17 protein-coding genes and 1 tRNA gene are annotated in these 15,000 nt (G+C 34.7%); 4 read left to right on the top strand and 14 right to left on the bottom strand.

The annotated features are described in order from the left end of the window. Positions 1 to 39: 39 nt before the first annotated feature. Positions 40 to 447: a cupin domain-containing protein gene (locus Q1A01_RS01295; RefSeq protein WP_299674769.1), complete on the bottom strand. Its 408-nt coding sequence runs from the start codon at positions 445 to 447 to the stop codon at positions 40 to 42. A gap of 122 nt (positions 448 to 569) precedes the next feature. On the opposite strand from Q1A01_RS01295, the gene Q1A01_RS01300 reads away from it, so the two are divergent. Continuing rightward, positions 570 to 1,955, top strand: coding sequence for a TlpA disulfide reductase family protein (locus tag Q1A01_RS01300; protein WP_299674772.1), 1,386 nt, complete (start codon positions 570 to 572; stop codon positions 1,953 to 1,955). A gap of 11 nt (positions 1,956 to 1,966) precedes the next feature. Here Q1A01_RS01300 and Q1A01_RS01305 read toward each other — a convergent pair whose 3' ends face one another. The 13 genes from Q1A01_RS01305 to Q1A01_RS01365 form a co-directional block, all read right to left on the bottom strand. Further along, positions 1,967 to 2,392: an acyl-CoA thioesterase gene (locus Q1A01_RS01305; RefSeq protein WP_299674775.1), complete on the bottom strand. Its 426-nt coding sequence runs from the start codon at positions 2,390 to 2,392 to the stop codon at positions 1,967 to 1,969. Then, positions 2,389 to 3,735, bottom strand: a complete 1,347-nt coding sequence (gene mgtE, locus Q1A01_RS01310; RefSeq protein ID WP_299674778.1) for a magnesium transporter — start codon at positions 3,733 to 3,735, stop codon at positions 2,389 to 2,391. The genes Q1A01_RS01305 and mgtE overlap by 4 nt, the downstream gene beginning before the upstream one ends. A gap of 37 nt (positions 3,736 to 3,772) precedes the next feature. Continuing rightward, complete coding sequence (rsmA, locus tag Q1A01_RS01315) at positions 3,773 to 4,639, bottom strand: 16S rRNA (adenine(1518)-N(6)/adenine(1519)-N(6))-dimethyltransferase RsmA (protein ID WP_299674781.1); 867 nt, start codon at positions 4,637 to 4,639, stop codon at positions 3,773 to 3,775. Beyond that, positions 4,623 to 5,060 (bottom strand): hypothetical protein, encoded by a 438-nt coding sequence (locus Q1A01_RS01320; RefSeq protein WP_299674783.1) that lies wholly within the window; start codon positions 5,058 to 5,060, stop codon positions 4,623 to 4,625. The genes rsmA and Q1A01_RS01320 overlap by 17 nt, the downstream gene beginning before the upstream one ends. Continuing rightward, the gene (locus Q1A01_RS01325; protein ID WP_299674786.1) at positions 5,053 to 5,367 is read right to left on the bottom strand and encodes a DUF4286 family protein; all 315 of its coding nucleotides are present in this window, start codon (positions 5,365 to 5,367) and stop codon (positions 5,053 to 5,055) included. The genes Q1A01_RS01320 and Q1A01_RS01325 overlap by 8 nt, the downstream gene beginning before the upstream one ends. After that, entirely contained in the window at positions 5,364 to 5,744 is a 381-nt protein-coding gene (locus tag Q1A01_RS01330; protein WP_299674789.1) for a hypothetical protein, read from the bottom strand. Before Q1A01_RS01330 ends, Q1A01_RS01325 begins: the two co-directional genes overlap by 4 nt. Before the next feature lie 8 nt (positions 5,745 to 5,752). Continuing rightward, a complete protein-coding gene (locus Q1A01_RS01335) occupies positions 5,753 to 7,546 on the bottom strand; it encodes a tetratricopeptide repeat protein (RefSeq protein WP_299674792.1) in 1,794 nt (597 codons plus the stop codon). Between the two features lie 85 nt (positions 7,547 to 7,631). Then, positions 7,632 to 8,903: a serine--tRNA ligase gene (gene serS / locus Q1A01_RS01340; protein WP_299674795.1), complete on the bottom strand. Its 1,272-nt coding sequence runs from the start codon at positions 8,901 to 8,903 to the stop codon at positions 7,632 to 7,634. 155 nt (positions 8,904 to 9,058) lie between these two features. Next, positions 9,059 to 10,402, bottom strand: a complete 1,344-nt coding sequence (locus tag Q1A01_RS01345) for an HTTM domain-containing protein (protein ID WP_299674797.1) — start codon at positions 10,400 to 10,402, stop codon at positions 9,059 to 9,061. A 6-nt stretch (positions 10,403 to 10,408) separates the two neighbouring features. Then, positions 10,409 to 11,344 carry a bifunctional riboflavin kinase/FAD synthetase gene (locus Q1A01_RS01350; protein ID WP_299674799.1) on the bottom strand — a complete coding sequence of 312 codons (936 nt, stop codon included), beginning with the start codon at positions 11,342 to 11,344 and terminating at the stop codon, positions 10,409 to 10,411. Positions 11,345 to 11,346: 2 nt separating this feature from the next. Then, complete coding sequence (gene pth, locus Q1A01_RS01355) at positions 11,347 to 11,976, bottom strand: aminoacyl-tRNA hydrolase (RefSeq protein WP_299674802.1); 630 nt, start codon at positions 11,974 to 11,976, stop codon at positions 11,347 to 11,349. A 151-nt stretch (positions 11,977 to 12,127) separates the two neighbouring features. Then, positions 12,128 to 12,745, bottom strand: coding sequence for a 50S ribosomal protein L25/general stress protein Ctc (locus Q1A01_RS01360; RefSeq protein ID WP_299674805.1), 618 nt, complete (start codon positions 12,743 to 12,745; stop codon positions 12,128 to 12,130). Positions 12,746 to 12,771: 26 nt separating this feature from the next. Next, positions 12,772 to 13,713: a ribose-phosphate pyrophosphokinase gene (locus tag Q1A01_RS01365; RefSeq protein WP_299674808.1), complete on the bottom strand. Its 942-nt coding sequence runs from the start codon at positions 13,711 to 13,713 to the stop codon at positions 12,772 to 12,774. A 145-nt stretch (positions 13,714 to 13,858) separates the two neighbouring features. Between Q1A01_RS01365 and Q1A01_RS01370 the strand changes: the two genes are divergently transcribed. The 3 genes from Q1A01_RS01370 (at position 13,859) to Q1A01_RS01380 (ending at position 14,929) form a co-directional block, all read left to right on the top strand. After that, positions 13,859 to 13,939: transfer RNA gene (locus Q1A01_RS01370), tRNA-Leu, on the top strand. A 223-nt stretch (positions 13,940 to 14,162) separates the two neighbouring features. Further along, on the top strand, positions 14,163 to 14,492 hold the full coding sequence (locus Q1A01_RS01375; RefSeq protein ID WP_299674811.1) for a hypothetical protein: 330 nt from the start codon (positions 14,163 to 14,165) through the stop codon (positions 14,490 to 14,492). Then, the gene (locus Q1A01_RS01380; protein ID WP_299674814.1) at positions 14,489 to 14,929 is read left to right on the top strand and encodes a hypothetical protein; all 441 of its coding nucleotides are present in this window, start codon (positions 14,489 to 14,491) and stop codon (positions 14,927 to 14,929) included. The genes Q1A01_RS01375 and Q1A01_RS01380 overlap by 4 nt, the downstream gene beginning before the upstream one ends. Positions 14,930 to 15,000 lie beyond the last annotated feature (71 nt).

A 15,000-nucleotide genomic window follows, 5' to 3' on the forward strand; every position in this document is an offset into this window, starting at 1 on the left:
TATAGCAAAGATACGCATTGGTTTTATGTGTAATTCGTTTTATATTTTAGGGTATTCCGTTTGTGTTTTCTCATGCTGTACTTCTCCAGTATGTGCTGTATTTTGTTTTTCAAAAAGCAGTAAATGTACCTCTTCACCTTCTTTTGTAGTAGGGCAATGTTCAACCCCTTTTGGTACTACTATGATTTCTCCTTCCTGTACTGTTTCAGACCATTCCTTATAACCATCGTTGGAGTTTATACTGAGCTCCGTTGATGTACGAAAACGCATATATAACGTACCCTTTTGCACATAAAACAATTCATCTTCATCCTTATGACTATGCCACACAAACTCTCCAGAAATTTTAGCTAAAATCACTTGCATATCATCTACTAAAGCAATCTGATGTGGATGCCACTGCTTATTAAACTTGGTGTATTTTTCTTTAATATTTATTGGTTTCATATCTGTCAATTCTTTTTATAGACTAAGATATTGATATTTAAGAAGAAACTATATTTTTCTTAACATCTATATCCATTTTAAAATTATACATTTAGCTACGTTCACAATTATCATTCAATCTTATGAAAACAAATATCCTATTAATTGTAGCAATATGCTTATTAAGTATGACATCTTGTGAGAAAAAAGAGAAAGAAGAAGTCATTGATTATGCCATTTTACACGGCAATATTAAAAACCTTGGAGATTTAAAAGTATTTTTATTTGATAATCCCGATGTTAATGGTCCTATCACTGTTAATCCAGATGGAACTTTTACAGATACATTACATCTATCTCAAAACGGATATATAAAATTAAGAGCTGGTTATAGTACTATTGATATATTTTTATCTCAAGGAGATGAACTTACATTCTCTACAGATATTGCCTCACAAGATAGCCCAACTGTTTTTACAGGGAAAAATGCCGCAATACAGAAATATATTATGACTAAAAATGAAGGTCAAGTAAGTCTGATGCAGGATTATGAATTATTTTTCGGTCAAGAACCTGAGACTTTCATAAGTGATATCAATAGTTTAAAAGAACGTCAAATGAAAGCGCTCGATTCTAGTGTCTTTCCTGAAGCATTCAAAAAAATAGAATCAAAGGCATTGACACTCTTCCAAATGAATCTAAAGATGAGATATGTTAGTCATCAAAAGTATTTAGCAAATGGAGATGACTCCATGATTCCCGAAGGATTTTTAGATGATGTAATCGCATTAGATAAAGACAACGATACAGACGCAAAACAATATAATAGTATGTATTTAGAAATCGTTGCAAACGATCTTATGAATACACTAGAAGCAAAAAAAGATACAAACACTACTTTTTTGGAGAGTATTGTAAATGAGTTAAAAAACTATAAAAGCCCAAGTATCAAAAACGATGTGATAGGTAGTATGTTATATATGTATGGCCCCAGTGAAGGTGATGTACATACCATGAAAGACAAGTTATTAGCACTAGCCTCAGATGAGAAACTAAAAGAAGCCATTACAACACGTTATGACAAGATTAAAAAACTTGTAAAAGGACAGCCATCACCTACTTTTGACTATGAAAATTTTAAAGGAGGAGAAACAGCATTACAAGATCTTAAAGGTAAATATGTATATATAGATGTATGGGCAACTTGGTGCGGACCATGTATTGGAGAGATTCCTTATTTAAAAGAATTAGAACATACCTATGAAGGCAAGAATATAGAATTTGTAAGCATTTCTGTAGATGAAAAAGATGATTATACAAAATGGCGTAAGATGGTTGCTAATAAAGAACTAGGAGGCACACAACTTATAACAGAAAATGCTTTTAAATCTAAGTTTATAGAAGCATATGCAATCGATGCTATTCCAAGGTTTATTATCATTGATCCAGAAGGTAATATTGTAAGTGCAGATGCTACAAGACCCTCTGATTCAGATATAAACAAAAAGCTTGATGCTTTAAATTTATAAATTACTTTTATTTAGAATAAGATAGATATCTCTTCTGGGATACGCATTGGTTTTGCTTCTGGCATTTTCAGTAAACACCAGTTTGTTACTGCTGTTACTAGTAGTTTTTGATCTCTTTTCCTGATGATTTTTGTATGACGTTCAGAACGAACACCTGTCATCTTTTCTACAAAGGTGGTTATTACAAGTTCATCTCCTTCTAAAGCTTCGGCTTTATAACTAATATGATGATCTAATACTACCCAAGCCATCTTTTTGATTCCTATACGCTCTTCATTAGGATCTTCATCTTTAAAATAAGTAGCCGTTGCGTGATTCCAATGTTTTGAAGCTGCTATTTGCACCCAATCCAAATACACCACATTATTAACATGTCCCATTACATCTATAGCAGACGCAGGAACAATAAGCGTATATTCAAATGAAGGAGATTTCAAAATAAAATAAGTTTGGCTATCCAGAAATAAATTAAAATACCAAAAATATCATTGCTTGTAGTAATAAAAGGTCCTGTTGCAATCGCAGGATCAATCCCTCTTTTATCTAAAAATAAAGGAATAAATGTACCTATAATTCCTGCCATAATAATCACGACAAACAGTGATATAGATATCGCCATAGCTGCCTTAAAATCGCCATACCAAACAGCAGTAAACGCAAATAAAACAATTCCTAATATTAAACCATTAAGTGCTGCAAGAAACATTTCTTTAAGCAATCTATTCCCAATACTTCCTTTTACATCATCATTAGCAAGTCCTTGTACAATAATTGCGCTAGACTGCACTCCTACATTTCCGGCCATTGCAGCTATAAGAGGTGTATAGAAAAACAATAAGGCGTAATCTTTCAGAATATCTTCAAAACCTCCCATAATAGTTGCAGCTCCTACTCCACCTATCAATCCTAAAAATAACCAAGGTAATCGTGCACGTGTAAGCTCTAAAATACTATCATCTGCCTCTACCTCTTGTGTAATACCAGCCGCAAGTTGATAATCTTCTTTTGCTTCATCACGTATAAAATCTACAATATCATCTATGGTGATACGTCCTAATAATTTATTTTCATCATCTATTACTGGAATAGCTTCTAAGTCATATTTCTGCATCAACTTAGCTACATCTTCTCCATCATCATTTACATGAACTGAATCTACTTTTGGTATGTATATTTCTGAAATTTTAGTCTTTGTATCTGATGTCAATAAGTCTTTTAAAGAAAGCCTTCCTATAAGTACATTTTCTTTAGTAACTACATAAATAGAATGCACGCGTGTTACCTCTTCTGCTTGACGACGCATTTCTCGCACACAACCCGCTACGGTCCATGTCTCTTTTACTTTAATAAGCTCTTTTGCCATCAGACCTCCTGCAGAATCTTCATCATACTGCAACATCTCACGGATATCAGCCTTATGCTCTTCATCTTCAATCTGCTCAATAACGGCTTCTTGGATTTCTTCATCCAACTCTGCAATAGCATCTACTGCATCATCGGTATCCATTTCTTCAATCTCCTCAGCAATTTCTTTAGGCGTAAGACTCTCTAGTAATCGCTCACGAACATCATCATCCAGTTCCATCAGAGCTTCAGAAGTCGTCTCACTATCTAATAAACGTACAAGGTATACTGCATCATCCCAGTTTACTTCATCAAGAATCTCTGCGACATCGGCATGATGCACATCTTCAAAAAGTTCAAGCAATATGCTGTCAGCCTCATTGCGTATATGAACTTTTATCTCCTCTAATAAGATGTCTGTAACTTCAAATGACATACCTCTAGTTTTAGGCAGCCACAAATATAGGGAAACCCTATTCTAAATCCGACGTAATATCGCTAGTCAATGTTATAAAATCTTGAACAGATAATTGCTCTGGGCGTTTATTAAGAATTTCGCTTTCGCGAAAGCGGTCACTCAACATCATCCCTTTTAAACTATTACGTAATGTTTTACGTCGCTGCTGAAATGCCATTTTCACCACTTTAAATAATTGCTTTTCATCACAACCAATGTCTTTATAATTTTCTTTACGTCTCAACCTAAGCACTCCACTATCTACCTTTGGTGGCGGGATAAAAACAGTTGGAGGTACCGTAAAGAGATATTCTGCATCATAAAAAGCCTGCGCTAGCACAGATAGAATACCATAGGTTTTACTCCCATGAGAAGCACAAATACGTTGCGCTACTTCTTTTTGAAACATTCCTGTAAACTCAGGAATGCGCTCTTTATGTTCTAATGTTTTAAATACTATCTGAGTAGATATATTATACGGGAAGTTACCAGTAATTGCAAAAGGTGCTTCAGGAAACAACGCTTCTATAGGATGCTTTAAAAAATCGGCTTCGATGACTTGGAATTTATCTGGACTACTTACTTTTTGTTCCAGCTTAAAAGAACCATTTAAATATGCGATAGATTCTGTATCCAGATCCATAGCAATCAATTGTACTGATTTACCAAGAATATATTTAGTTAATACGCCTGTTCCTGGACCTATCTCTAATACATTTGAATACCCATCTAATGTAAGTGTATCTCCTATACGTGCTGCTACCTCTTCATCTCCTAAAAAATGTTGTCCTAGATGTTTTTTTGCAACAACACCTCGATCCCGATTTGTAGATTTTTTGTGTGACTTTTCAAAAGTTCGTTTTGACTTATGCCCTTTTCCCATTAATTCTGTTTTGAAGATAAGCTTCGATTTCTAATTGTTCTGATTTTTTTAGCCATGAAATATTTAAATCTACTCTCTTTCCATTAATGAGTATTAAATAAGGCTCACTTCCTCCCCTAGATATTTCGTAAAGTTTTATATAAGGGTATAGAAAATCTCCATCCTTTGTCTTTACATTTTCTTCATAAATACCTATGACAAAACGCACACCTCCTTTATTAAATAAAATATCTTGAATTCCTTGCCAATAAGATTTTACAAATTCAAAAGGACCATGCCCATTTAGTAACCAGTTAGCAAGAAAATCTATAATAAGAATAACATATATGTATTTAAGAAAATAAACTACCATTCCTATATAAATAAGAATCTTGGCTATAAACCATAAAGAATATCTAGATATATAATACTCTTTATGCATGCTGTTCTGAAATCACTTCCAACTCTGTTCTAAAAGCCACAAACTTTCCTGTAAATCTATTGCTTTGCGCACGTAATCTTTCAGCATCTTGAGCATAATAAGCTTGTAATTGTGTCATATCTGCACATGTATATTGTACTGAGTAGGTAACGCCACCCATTTCTTCTTCTACAAGAACTTTGGTCATTAAAGCTTTTATAAATTTACCCGTTGCAAGCATTTCAGGAATATGCTCATCTTTCATCCAAACAAGCCATTCTTGCTCTATTGAGGTTTCTATATTTATAGTGACATTATATATGATCATTCTATTGTTTTAATTTTCTTATAACGAACATCTTCCCATTCAGCACGGAAAACAAAATAGTCATCATTTAATAATTGTATGGAATATGTACGTGTTGACAATAACTTAGTAAATTTTATCAAGAACCCTTGATACTCATTTTCTATGATTTCTACTATCGTATGATCATCTATTATCATACCTGTTTTAACATCCTTATATTCTATACCTCCTGATTTTTCTGAAAACCAGAAATGAGTATGTTCATCAGAATCGTCACCATCTAAAACCCATTCTCCTTCTAGACTTTTTTTAATTTCTTCTACGGAATTTGGATATTTAAGGTTTTGCCCTATTAGGGCATTAGAAATTATAAAAACGATTATGAAAATTTTCATAAAAAAGATTAATTAATTGCATCACCACGCAATGCTCTAAATCGTTTTTGAGCTTCTACGTAATAAATACTATCTGCAAAATCAAAGATGATTCTTTCGTAATTATTCTTGGCTTTTTCAGGTTGTTGTAATGGTCCTTCATAGAGTTTTGCCAATCTATAATACGCATCGTCTGCGATAACACCATCTTTATAAAACTCAATAATGGTGATATAATTTTTTTCCGCTTTCGCGAAAGCGGACTTCTGCTCATACAGCGTAGCCTGAGAAAGTAATGCTTCATCTTCTATACTCTCACCTTTATGCTGTTCTAAAATCTCATCATACTTCTTTATGGCAAGTTCTGGTTTATTTTGATAGCCTAACAAATCAGCTCTTGCATACTTTTTTAATGCTGTTTGCAAAGTATCTTCTTGAGAGTTATCACGTATCACTAATAAGAGCTCTAAGGCATCATTAGCAATGAGTTGCGTTGCACTAGATTTTAATACATCAAGTTGTGTTTCTGCCCACTCAAAGTCTGTCTTATAATAACTTGTTCTTGCCACTTTAAAACGTGCTTCCTGAGAGATCACACTGTTTTTTATTTTATTCTGAATTTGCGAATAATAGATTAATGCTTGATTAAATTTTTCTTGTAGAACCAAAATATCGGCAAGTTCCATTTTAAGTCTTGCCTCGTCAAAACGATTGAGTTGTTTTTTTATGCTTTGTTTTAAAAATGTAGCACCTTCTCCAGGAGTTTTCATATCAAAAGCTAAGAAATGTGCATAATCTATTTGGATAGGCACGGTATAACTATTTATTCCGTATTGCTCTAGAAGTGCTTCATAACGGCCACGTATATTTTCTTGTGCTACCGTAGTTGTTGCTTTTTTGATTTCGATTTTTAAGAGTTGTTGCTCTGCGTCTAATTTTGTCTCATCATCTACCGCAACTTCTTTTATATACTCAAGGATATCTTGTGCTTCCTCCAGTGCATTTGCCTCTATAGTAATTCCTGCTAGGTCAATCACTCCTGTAATGTTTCCATCAGTACGTTTAAAAATAGCTTTTTCTTGTACAAATGCCTTTTTATATTGTTTCTGTTGAATAAACAACCAACTTAGTAATTCGTTATAAATAACATTTTGTTCTGACTGAAGACGTTTAAGCAGTGTTTTTCTAAAGATAATATTTGCTTCATTGGTAGGATCTTCTGTGATAAACATGGCAAAATTCCGTTGCGCTGAAGCCACATATGCTTGATTTTCATTTGCTAGATTTAGATAGCTTTCAAACATTTTATCTAACTGCCCCAACTCTCCATAAATACGTGCCAATTGTCTATTAAAATTACTATTGGGATTGGCTTCCATACCTGCTTCATATGCTTTTACGGCTTCTTCCAGAAGGTTATGGTCTTGTAATGTTTTCCCCACACGATATGCACTTGTCATACGATCTCTCACCAATTGTATGGCAGCATCATACTTCAATTTTGCTATAGAGTCTTGTCCTTGCAACTGATGGTTGTACCCTAACTCAACTTGTAAGAGTCCTTTATATCGAGATTTATCAACTTGTTTTTCTATAAGTGCTTCAACAGCAGCATAGTCTTCTAGTTGCTGGTATGTCTTAATAAGCCCTAAAAGAACAGTGTTATTATTGGGTTGTTTTTTTAATGTTTTTTGATAGGAAATACGTGCTTTTTCAAACTGCCCTTGATCAAAATAATTACGTGCGAGTTGTTCTGTTTGCGCTTTCGCGAAAGCGAATACCCCAAAAACCAATAGCAACATCAAAATGATTCTCTTCTTCATATGCTAAATATACACAAAAGCCCTTAACTCGAAATCCCTTCCCCCAGCGGGAGAAGGGACTTTTAACATTAATTTGTATAATTTCTTAATCTATAAGCTCAAATCCACAGTATGGGACTAATGCTTTTGGTATTTTAATTCCCTCAGGTGTTTGGCAGTTTTCAAGTATTCCAGCAAGTACACGCGGTAAAGCCAATGCACTTCCGTTAAGGGTATGTGCCAACATTTTCTTACCGTCTTTATCCTTGATACGTAACTTTAAACGATTGGCTTGGAAGGTTTGGAAATTAGATACAGAACTGATTTCTAACCAACGATCTTGTGCTGTAGAAAAGACTTCAAAATCATAAGTAAGGTGTGCTGTAAATCCTAAATCTCCTCCACAAAGTCGTAAGATGCGGTAAGGTAACTCTAACTCATCTAAGATTGTTTTTACATGAGCTACCATTCCATCAAGTGCTGCAGCAGAATTGTCTGGGTGTTCTACACGTACAATTTCTACTTTATCAAACTGATGTAATCTATTTAATCCACGTACATGTGCTCCATATGATCCTGCTTCACGACGAAAACATGGTGTATATCCAGTACAGGTAATAGGCAAATCACTTGCAGCAATCATATCTCCTCTAAACATATTGGTCACAGGCACCTCAGCTGTTGGGATAAGATATAAGTCATCTCCAGTCACATGGTACATTTGCCCCTCTTTGTCTGGCAATTGTCCCGTACCATAACCTGACGCTTCATTTACCAAATGAGGCACTTGATATTCTGTATATCCAGCCGCTGCATTTTTATCTAAAAAATAACTGATTAATGCGCGTTGTAAACGTGCTCCTTTTCCTTTATATACTGGAAAACCAGCGCCTGTAATTTTGGTTCCTAACTCAAAATCTATGATATCATATTTTTTTGCTAGTTCCCAATGCGGTTGTGCATTGTCATGTAATGTAGGAATGTCTCCTTTTCGGAATACTTCTTCATTATCTTCATCACTATTTCCTTCTGGAACACTCTCATGAGGAATATTTGGAATGGTAAACAATAATTTTTTAAGCGTCTCGCTCGCTTCATTTAACTGTTCTTGTAATCCCTTAGACTGTTCTTTTAATCCAGCTGTTTTTTCTTTAAGAAGATTTGCTTTTTGAGCTTCTCCATTTTTAAAGAGCATTCCAATCTCTTTGGAGAACTTATTACTATCTGCCAATACTTGATCTAATTGAGATTGTGATGTACGGCGTGTTTCATCTGCAACTAGTACTTGATCTAATAGCGCAGTTGCATCTATGTTTCTTTTTTGAAGTGCTTTTACAAAAGCATCTTTGTGTTCTCTAATTTGAGCTACTTCCAACATGATCGTATCGTCTTTTTATTGGCTCCGCCAAAGGGTTTACTACTCCGAGGCTTGCCTCGAAATTAAAATTTAGTTTCATATACATACCTGATGGGCTTGCCCTGAGGTAGTTTACTTAAGTTGGCAAATTTAAGGAAATAGTAAAACAAGAAGCACTATTCTTTCTCCAAATAATCTTTGCTATCTATTAACCATTCTGTATGACCCCATGGATTCCAATTAGTAGCAGCTATATCTATGTTTGGATCTATAAATTTTGCCGACTTCCGACCATTTATTCGGACACGACAATTGACAAATACAGAAATATCCTGACCTTTAGCAGCATATTCTCTTTTAAGACGTTGTGCAAACTGCCAAATCACATCAGGTTTTGTCCTGATATTTCGCATTTGCTTTTTAGATAAATACTCTTTAAGATTAATATTTTCCCTTTTATTTGTGGCTTTATCTAGTACCGTAAAATGACTTGTTCCTGATTTTGTGCGTAACATCATACGCCAACTTAATCTGTGGCCTTCTTCAGACCAAAGTACATTATCTTCTATCAACCAATGTCTAGAAGGCAATGCAATTTGTACGATTAGGTATGTGATAATAACCACCAGTCCTACGTTTCTGAGTTTTGGAACTCTAATCTCTTGTGTTTTTTCATAAAAAGGTTCCCATTTTTTAATGAATATGCGATGTATCACATCTGTTGGAAAGAAAAATAACGTAAATGCCAAAGACATATATGGAAAAATCCCTATTTGAAATACGACAGAATTGAATAAATGAAAGAAAATAGAAATTGCAAAAGCCCATTTTCGAGTTTTTTTCCAGAGTAATGCTGGTATAATAAGACCATCAAAAAGAATCCCTACATATGCTACTACCCAAGGAACCCAAGACCATTGTAGCATATCTCCAATAAGCCAAGTGCCTCTTCTTCCTGACATCAGTAAGCGAGTTGCTGTTCCGTCAAGCCAATCTGGATATAATTTTGCAATAGATGCATAGGTATATACAATCCATAATTGAGCAATGATTAAAAGCGGTACCCATCTAGGCATACTATTATCTCGTATGGCAGGATTTCTTTTAGCGTCTAAAGAAAAGGAAGTGTGTGCAGGGAATAATGCCATAATCCACAATAACAACATCAATAAATAATAATGATTATTGTAAGCAGATTTTTGCATGAGATACACAATACTCCACATGATAGCATATCCTATAATAGCAATCCTATAGCGGTAGCCCAACATCACCATGAGTCCAAAAATACCCATCACAACAAAGTAGACATACATTTGTGGTCCCGTACCAGGAAACGTTTGAAAAAAATCAAACCCTATAAAATTAAATGTAAATTCAGGATCTACAAAAATACGTCGTACCCATCCTGTAGCGATCGCCCCCCAAGCTTCTAGCATAATCAGTAAGCCAAAAAACACTCTAAAAACAACGAGCGGGCTATTATCTATACGTGAAAAAAGAAATTGATTCACTTTCATAGGTTCTTATTCGTTTATTGAAGCTATATACGTACGCGAAAAAGCCTCATCTTCTTTCATTGCTTCTATAAGTATGTCTACAGATTCAAAATGCTTCTCGTTACGTATTTTACAAAGAATCTCTATAGACAGTCGTTTATCATATAGATCACTATCAAAATCAAAGAAATAAGTTTCTATGGTTTGTACCACCCCTCCTACCGTAGGATTCGTTCCTATATTCATCATTCCATAGACCGGTGTACCTTCTATTAAAGAACGTACTACATATACCCCTTGCGCAGGGATAAGTTTATAGTCTTCTTCTATGTGTAAGTTTGCCGTTGGATATCCTATTTTTTTTCCAAGGCTTTTTCCATGTATAACAATACCTTCTAGCATAATAGGATAGCCTAAATATGCATTTGCTTTCTGAATAGCTCCTTCTTTTAATGCATTTCTAATTTTTGTAGAACTAATGGCAACATCTTCTAGTTCTTGTTTTGAAATTTCTTCTACTTCAAAACCAAATTTCACTCCATAGCGTTTTAAATCTTCAATATCTGCATTACGATTGCGTCCAAAACGATGGTCATATCCTATAATTACTTTCTTTGCATTTAGAGCGTTTACAAGAATCTCTTCTACAAATTCTTCGGCATGCATTCTAGAAAAATCTAATGTAAAAGGGTGCACGACTAAATGGTCTAATCCTAAATCATGAAGTAATGCGCCTCGCTCACCTATCGTATTAATCAATTTAATAGCTGCATCTTTTTGTAAGACCATACGAGGATGTGGAAAGAAGGTAAGCACTAAAGACTCCCAGTCATTACGCTGAGCACTTTCTGTAAGTCTAGCTATTATTTTTTTATGTCCTATATGAACACCATCAAAAGTTCCTATAGTAACTACAGTACCTTTTTTACTGGTAAATGTATGTGCGTTTGAATGTGTTTTCAATCTTACTTTCCGTTATATGCATTCATAGTATTAGAAACACCTGCTCCTATAAAAGAAGTGATTACTTCTCCACTTTTTTCTAATCGTTCTGGAAGTGCTGCTTCCTCATCTGGTGTCCATTCTCCAAGGACATAATCTACCTGACGTCCTTTTGAGAATTGGTCACTTATTCCAAACCGAAATCTATTGTATTTTGTTGTGCTGAGTTGTGCCTGAATATCTTTTAATCCATTATGACCGCCATCACTTCCTTTGGTTTTCACTCTAATGGTTCCAAATTCTAAATTTAGATCGTCAGTAATGACTAATAGGTTTTCTAAAGGGATTTTCTCTTGCTGTAACCAGTATCGCACTGCTTTTCCGCTTAAATTCATATAGGTACTAGGCTTGAGAAGAACGACTGTTTTCCCTTTTACTTTGGTTTTGGCGATATCGCCTAGTTTTTCTGTTTCAAAGGTGGCTTCTTTAGCTTTCGCGAAAGCGTCCAAAACTTTAAAACCAATATTATGTCGTGTATTTGTGTATTTGGGTCCAATATTACCCAAACCGACAATGAGAAATTTTTTCATAGGATCTTCAACAGGGAGTTCTGTGTCTTTTTTCTTAAAAATGCGATTCAAAAAAGAAAACATAGTGATCTGTTCGTTTAAAACATAAAAGTACTAAATGCATCACGCCTTGACAAATATCACGAGCACTAAAAATCTATACGCTTATTATGATACCATAAAAAAAGCGCCCCTTATCAGGACGCTTTTAAAATATCATTAAGCTATATTCTGCTTATTCTGCAGCAGCTTCTGCTGGTGCATCTGCAGTTTCTTCTTCATCGTCATCATCGTCGTCATCTGCAACAGCGTTACGAGAAGTTCTTACTTGACACACTACTGTGTTATCTGGATGCATGAACGTGTAATCATCATTCTCAAGAGCAGTTACATATAATTTGTTACCAATCTTAAGTTCTGTGATATCTGCCTCGATAAAATCAGGAAGATTATCTGGTAATGCTTTTACTCTTAATTTACGGTTGTTCTTACGAAGAACACCTCCATTAAGTACCCCTTTTGAACTTCCTACAAATTTTACTGGGATGATCATGGTTACTTCCTTGTCATCAAAAATTTGATAGAAATCGATATGCATGATACGATCTGTTACTGGGTGAAATTGGATGTCTTGAAGGATGGCACGGTAAGTAGCTCCATCAAGCTCAATCTCTACAGTATGCGCATCTGGCGTGTACACCAAACCTTTAAACGCTATTTCTCCTGCGCTAAAATGCATTGGTTGATCCCCTCCGTAGATTACGCAAGGTACCTGTCCAGCATTACGTAAGGCCTTAGTAGCTTTCTTGCCCACGCTTTCTCTTTTAGATCCTTTGATCGAAATTGACTTCATTTTAAAATATATTAAGTATTAATTAATTACATAACAAACTTAGATGCGATACTCGTGTTGCTATTTACACGGTGCATTACATCTGCAAATAGTGGTGCACAGCTCAATACTTTTACTTTATCGCTTCTGTGCTCTCTAGGAATAGAATCTGTTACGATTAATTCTTTGAGTTGACTATTTTCTAATTTCTCATAGGCATTACCGCTTAAAATAGCGTGTGTACAAATAGCACGTACACTTAATGCGCCTTTCTCCATCATCAAATCTGCTGCTTTTGTAAGGGTACCTGCCGTATCTACCATATCATCTACAAGCACTACATGTTGTCCTTCTACATCACCTATAAGTTCCATATGAGAAATCACATTGGCCTTAGCGCGTTGCTTATAACAAATAACCACGTCACTTTCCATCGCTTTACTATAGGCATAGGCTCTTTTACTACCTCCCATATCTGGAGAAGCAATGGTAAGATTATCCAATCCTAAGTCTTGTAAGTATGGTAAGAATATAGTAGAAGCAAATAAATGATCTACTGGTTTTTCGAAAAACCCTTGGATTTGATCTGCGTGTAAATCCATGGTGATAATACGTGTTGCTCCTGCTGTTTCCAATAAGCTAGCTTTTAGCTTTGCGGCAATAGGAACTCTAGGTTTATCTTTACGATCTTGACGCGCCCATCCAAAATAAGGAATCACTGCAGTAATGTGTCTAGCCGATGCACGCTTTGCAGCATCTAGCATTAACAACATTTCCATGAGGTTGTCACTGTTAGGCATGGTACTTCCTATGATAAATACTCTTGATCCACGTACAGACTCTTCAAATGAAGGTTGAAATTCTCCATCACTATAGGTAGAAGTGATAACATTTCCTAGTGGTTGTCCGAAAGCTTTTGCGATTTCTTCGGCAAGAACTTTACTTTTTTGACAAGCAAATATTTTAGGTTGTGGTACTGTAGCTGCCATCTTTGGTAACGGTTAAACAGATTGATTACTATTCCTTTTTTCAAAAGGAGGTACAAAAATAGGAATAAAAATACGTCTAGCCTTAGAAAAGTAAGGGTTTTATGTTGTTTGATCGAATTTATTCTTTAATTTTGTCATCCACTTAGCCGAAATGGCGGAATTGGTAGACGCGCGCGACTCAAACTCGCGTTCCTTTGGAGTGTGGGTTCGATTCCCACTTTCGGTACTAAAACCCTGATCTAGTAGATAGATTAGGGTTTTTTATTGTCTTTTTACTTGCTCTTGACGTTACTCCTCATAGATGAACGCTAGTTGAATGATTTCTGTAAATAACTATATATCAATAAATCTATTAGATTTGTAAAGTAACCGTAATTAGAATATATGTCCTGTATTTCTTTATGAACAACAATGCAGATCATTATGTTAAACAAAATTGGTAAATAAAGATGAGTGAAGTAACAGCTGTATGTAAAGAAATGAGTCAAGAAGAATATTTAAAAATATTTGAAGACAATACTTTTTTAAAGGAAAAGCTAAATGAAATAGGTATTTCTCAGACCAAAGATGGTCAAGCTATTGTTAGACTTAGTTATTCTGATTTATTAACTACAAAAGAAAAAGAATGTCTAAAAAACAGATTTCCAGGACTTTCTGATAAGTTTTTTATTAAATATGGTGTTAAACCAAGTTCATTTTTAATTTGTTATACTGATGCTATATGTGAGAATTGTAATAAAGGGTTAAAAGAATCAAGAAAAACGATAGCTAATAAATGACTTATATTTATGAATGGTTTCGTTTTCCTGACACTTTCTCAGTAATATGTCCAAACTGTGAGAAGGAGAGCAACTGCTCTGAAACTTGTATTAGTGGAAACTATAACGGAATTAAACAGAAATACAAGTCTGGAAAAATCTCTGAGAAAGAAGGAGAATTCCTTGCCAAACTCAATTGTATACATTGTGGATACACCAATGAAAGCCATGTATTATGGCCAAAAGATGCCTATTGGAAATTTGATATTAAAGGCGAAATGTTATGGGCTTGGTCTAAAGGCCATGCGGAAGCAATACTTGAATACATCGTATCTAAAAACAGAGAACAATCGAGCAATTATGGCTCCTCTTTTTATCATATCCCTAAGCATTTCAAATTAGCTAAGAACAGAGATACTGTTGTAAGAAAAATAAAGAAAAGACTTAAAAGTCTCTAATAAAGAAAAAGATCAAATTCTATTTTTGTAACTAAAACCCTAATCTATATGTTAGATTAGGGTTTTTTATT

It is taken from the genome of uncultured Dokdonia sp., assembly GCF_947492815.1.
Lineage (GTDB): Bacteria > Bacteroidota > Bacteroidia > Flavobacteriales > Flavobacteriaceae > Dokdonia.

Coding starts and splice junctions, on each gene's coding strand:
- Q1A01_RS01295 (WP_299674769.1), bottom strand. CDS start 447: ATGAAACCAATAAATATTAAAGAAAAATACACCAAGTTTAATAAGCAG.
- Q1A01_RS01300 (WP_299674772.1), top strand. CDS start 570: ATGAAAACAAATATCCTATTAATTGTAGCAATATGCTTATTAAGTATG.
- mgtE (WP_299674778.1), bottom strand. CDS start 3,735: ATGTCATTTGAAGTTACAGACATCTTATTAGAGGAGATAAAAGTTCAT.
- rsmA (WP_299674781.1), bottom strand. CDS start 4,639: ATGGGAAAAGGGCATAAGTCAAAACGAACTTTTGAAAAGTCACACAAA.
- Q1A01_RS01320 (WP_299674783.1), bottom strand. CDS start 5,060: ATGCATAAAGAGTATTATATATCTAGATATTCTTTATGGTTTATAGCC.
- Q1A01_RS01325 (WP_299674786.1), bottom strand. CDS start 5,367: ATGATCATATATAATGTCACTATAAATATAGAAACCTCAATAGAGCAA.
- Q1A01_RS01330 (WP_299674789.1), bottom strand. CDS start 5,744: ATGAAAATTTTCATAATCGTTTTTATAATTTCTAATGCCCTAATAGGG.
- Q1A01_RS01335 (WP_299674792.1), bottom strand. CDS start 7,546: ATGAAGAAGAGAATCATTTTGATGTTGCTATTGGTTTTTGGGGTATTC.
- serS (WP_299674795.1), bottom strand. CDS start 8,903: ATGTTGGAAGTAGCTCAAATTAGAGAACACAAAGATGCTTTTGTAAAA.
- Q1A01_RS01345 (WP_299674797.1), bottom strand. CDS start 10,402: ATGAAAGTGAATCAATTTCTTTTTTCACGTATAGATAATAGCCCGCTC.
- pth (WP_299674802.1), bottom strand. CDS start 11,976: ATGTTTTCTTTTTTGAATCGCATTTTTAAGAAAAAAGACACAGAACTC.
- Q1A01_RS01360 (WP_299674805.1), bottom strand. CDS start 12,745: ATGAAGTCAATTTCGATCAAAGGATCTAAAAGAGAAAGCGTGGGCAAG.
- Q1A01_RS01365 (WP_299674808.1), bottom strand. CDS start 13,713: ATGGCAGCTACAGTACCACAACCTAAAATATTTGCTTGTCAAAAAAGT.
- Q1A01_RS01375 (WP_299674811.1), top strand. CDS start 14,163: ATGAGTGAAGTAACAGCTGTATGTAAAGAAATGAGTCAAGAAGAATAT.
- Q1A01_RS01380 (WP_299674814.1), top strand. CDS start 14,489: ATGACTTATATTTATGAATGGTTTCGTTTTCCTGACACTTTCTCAGTA.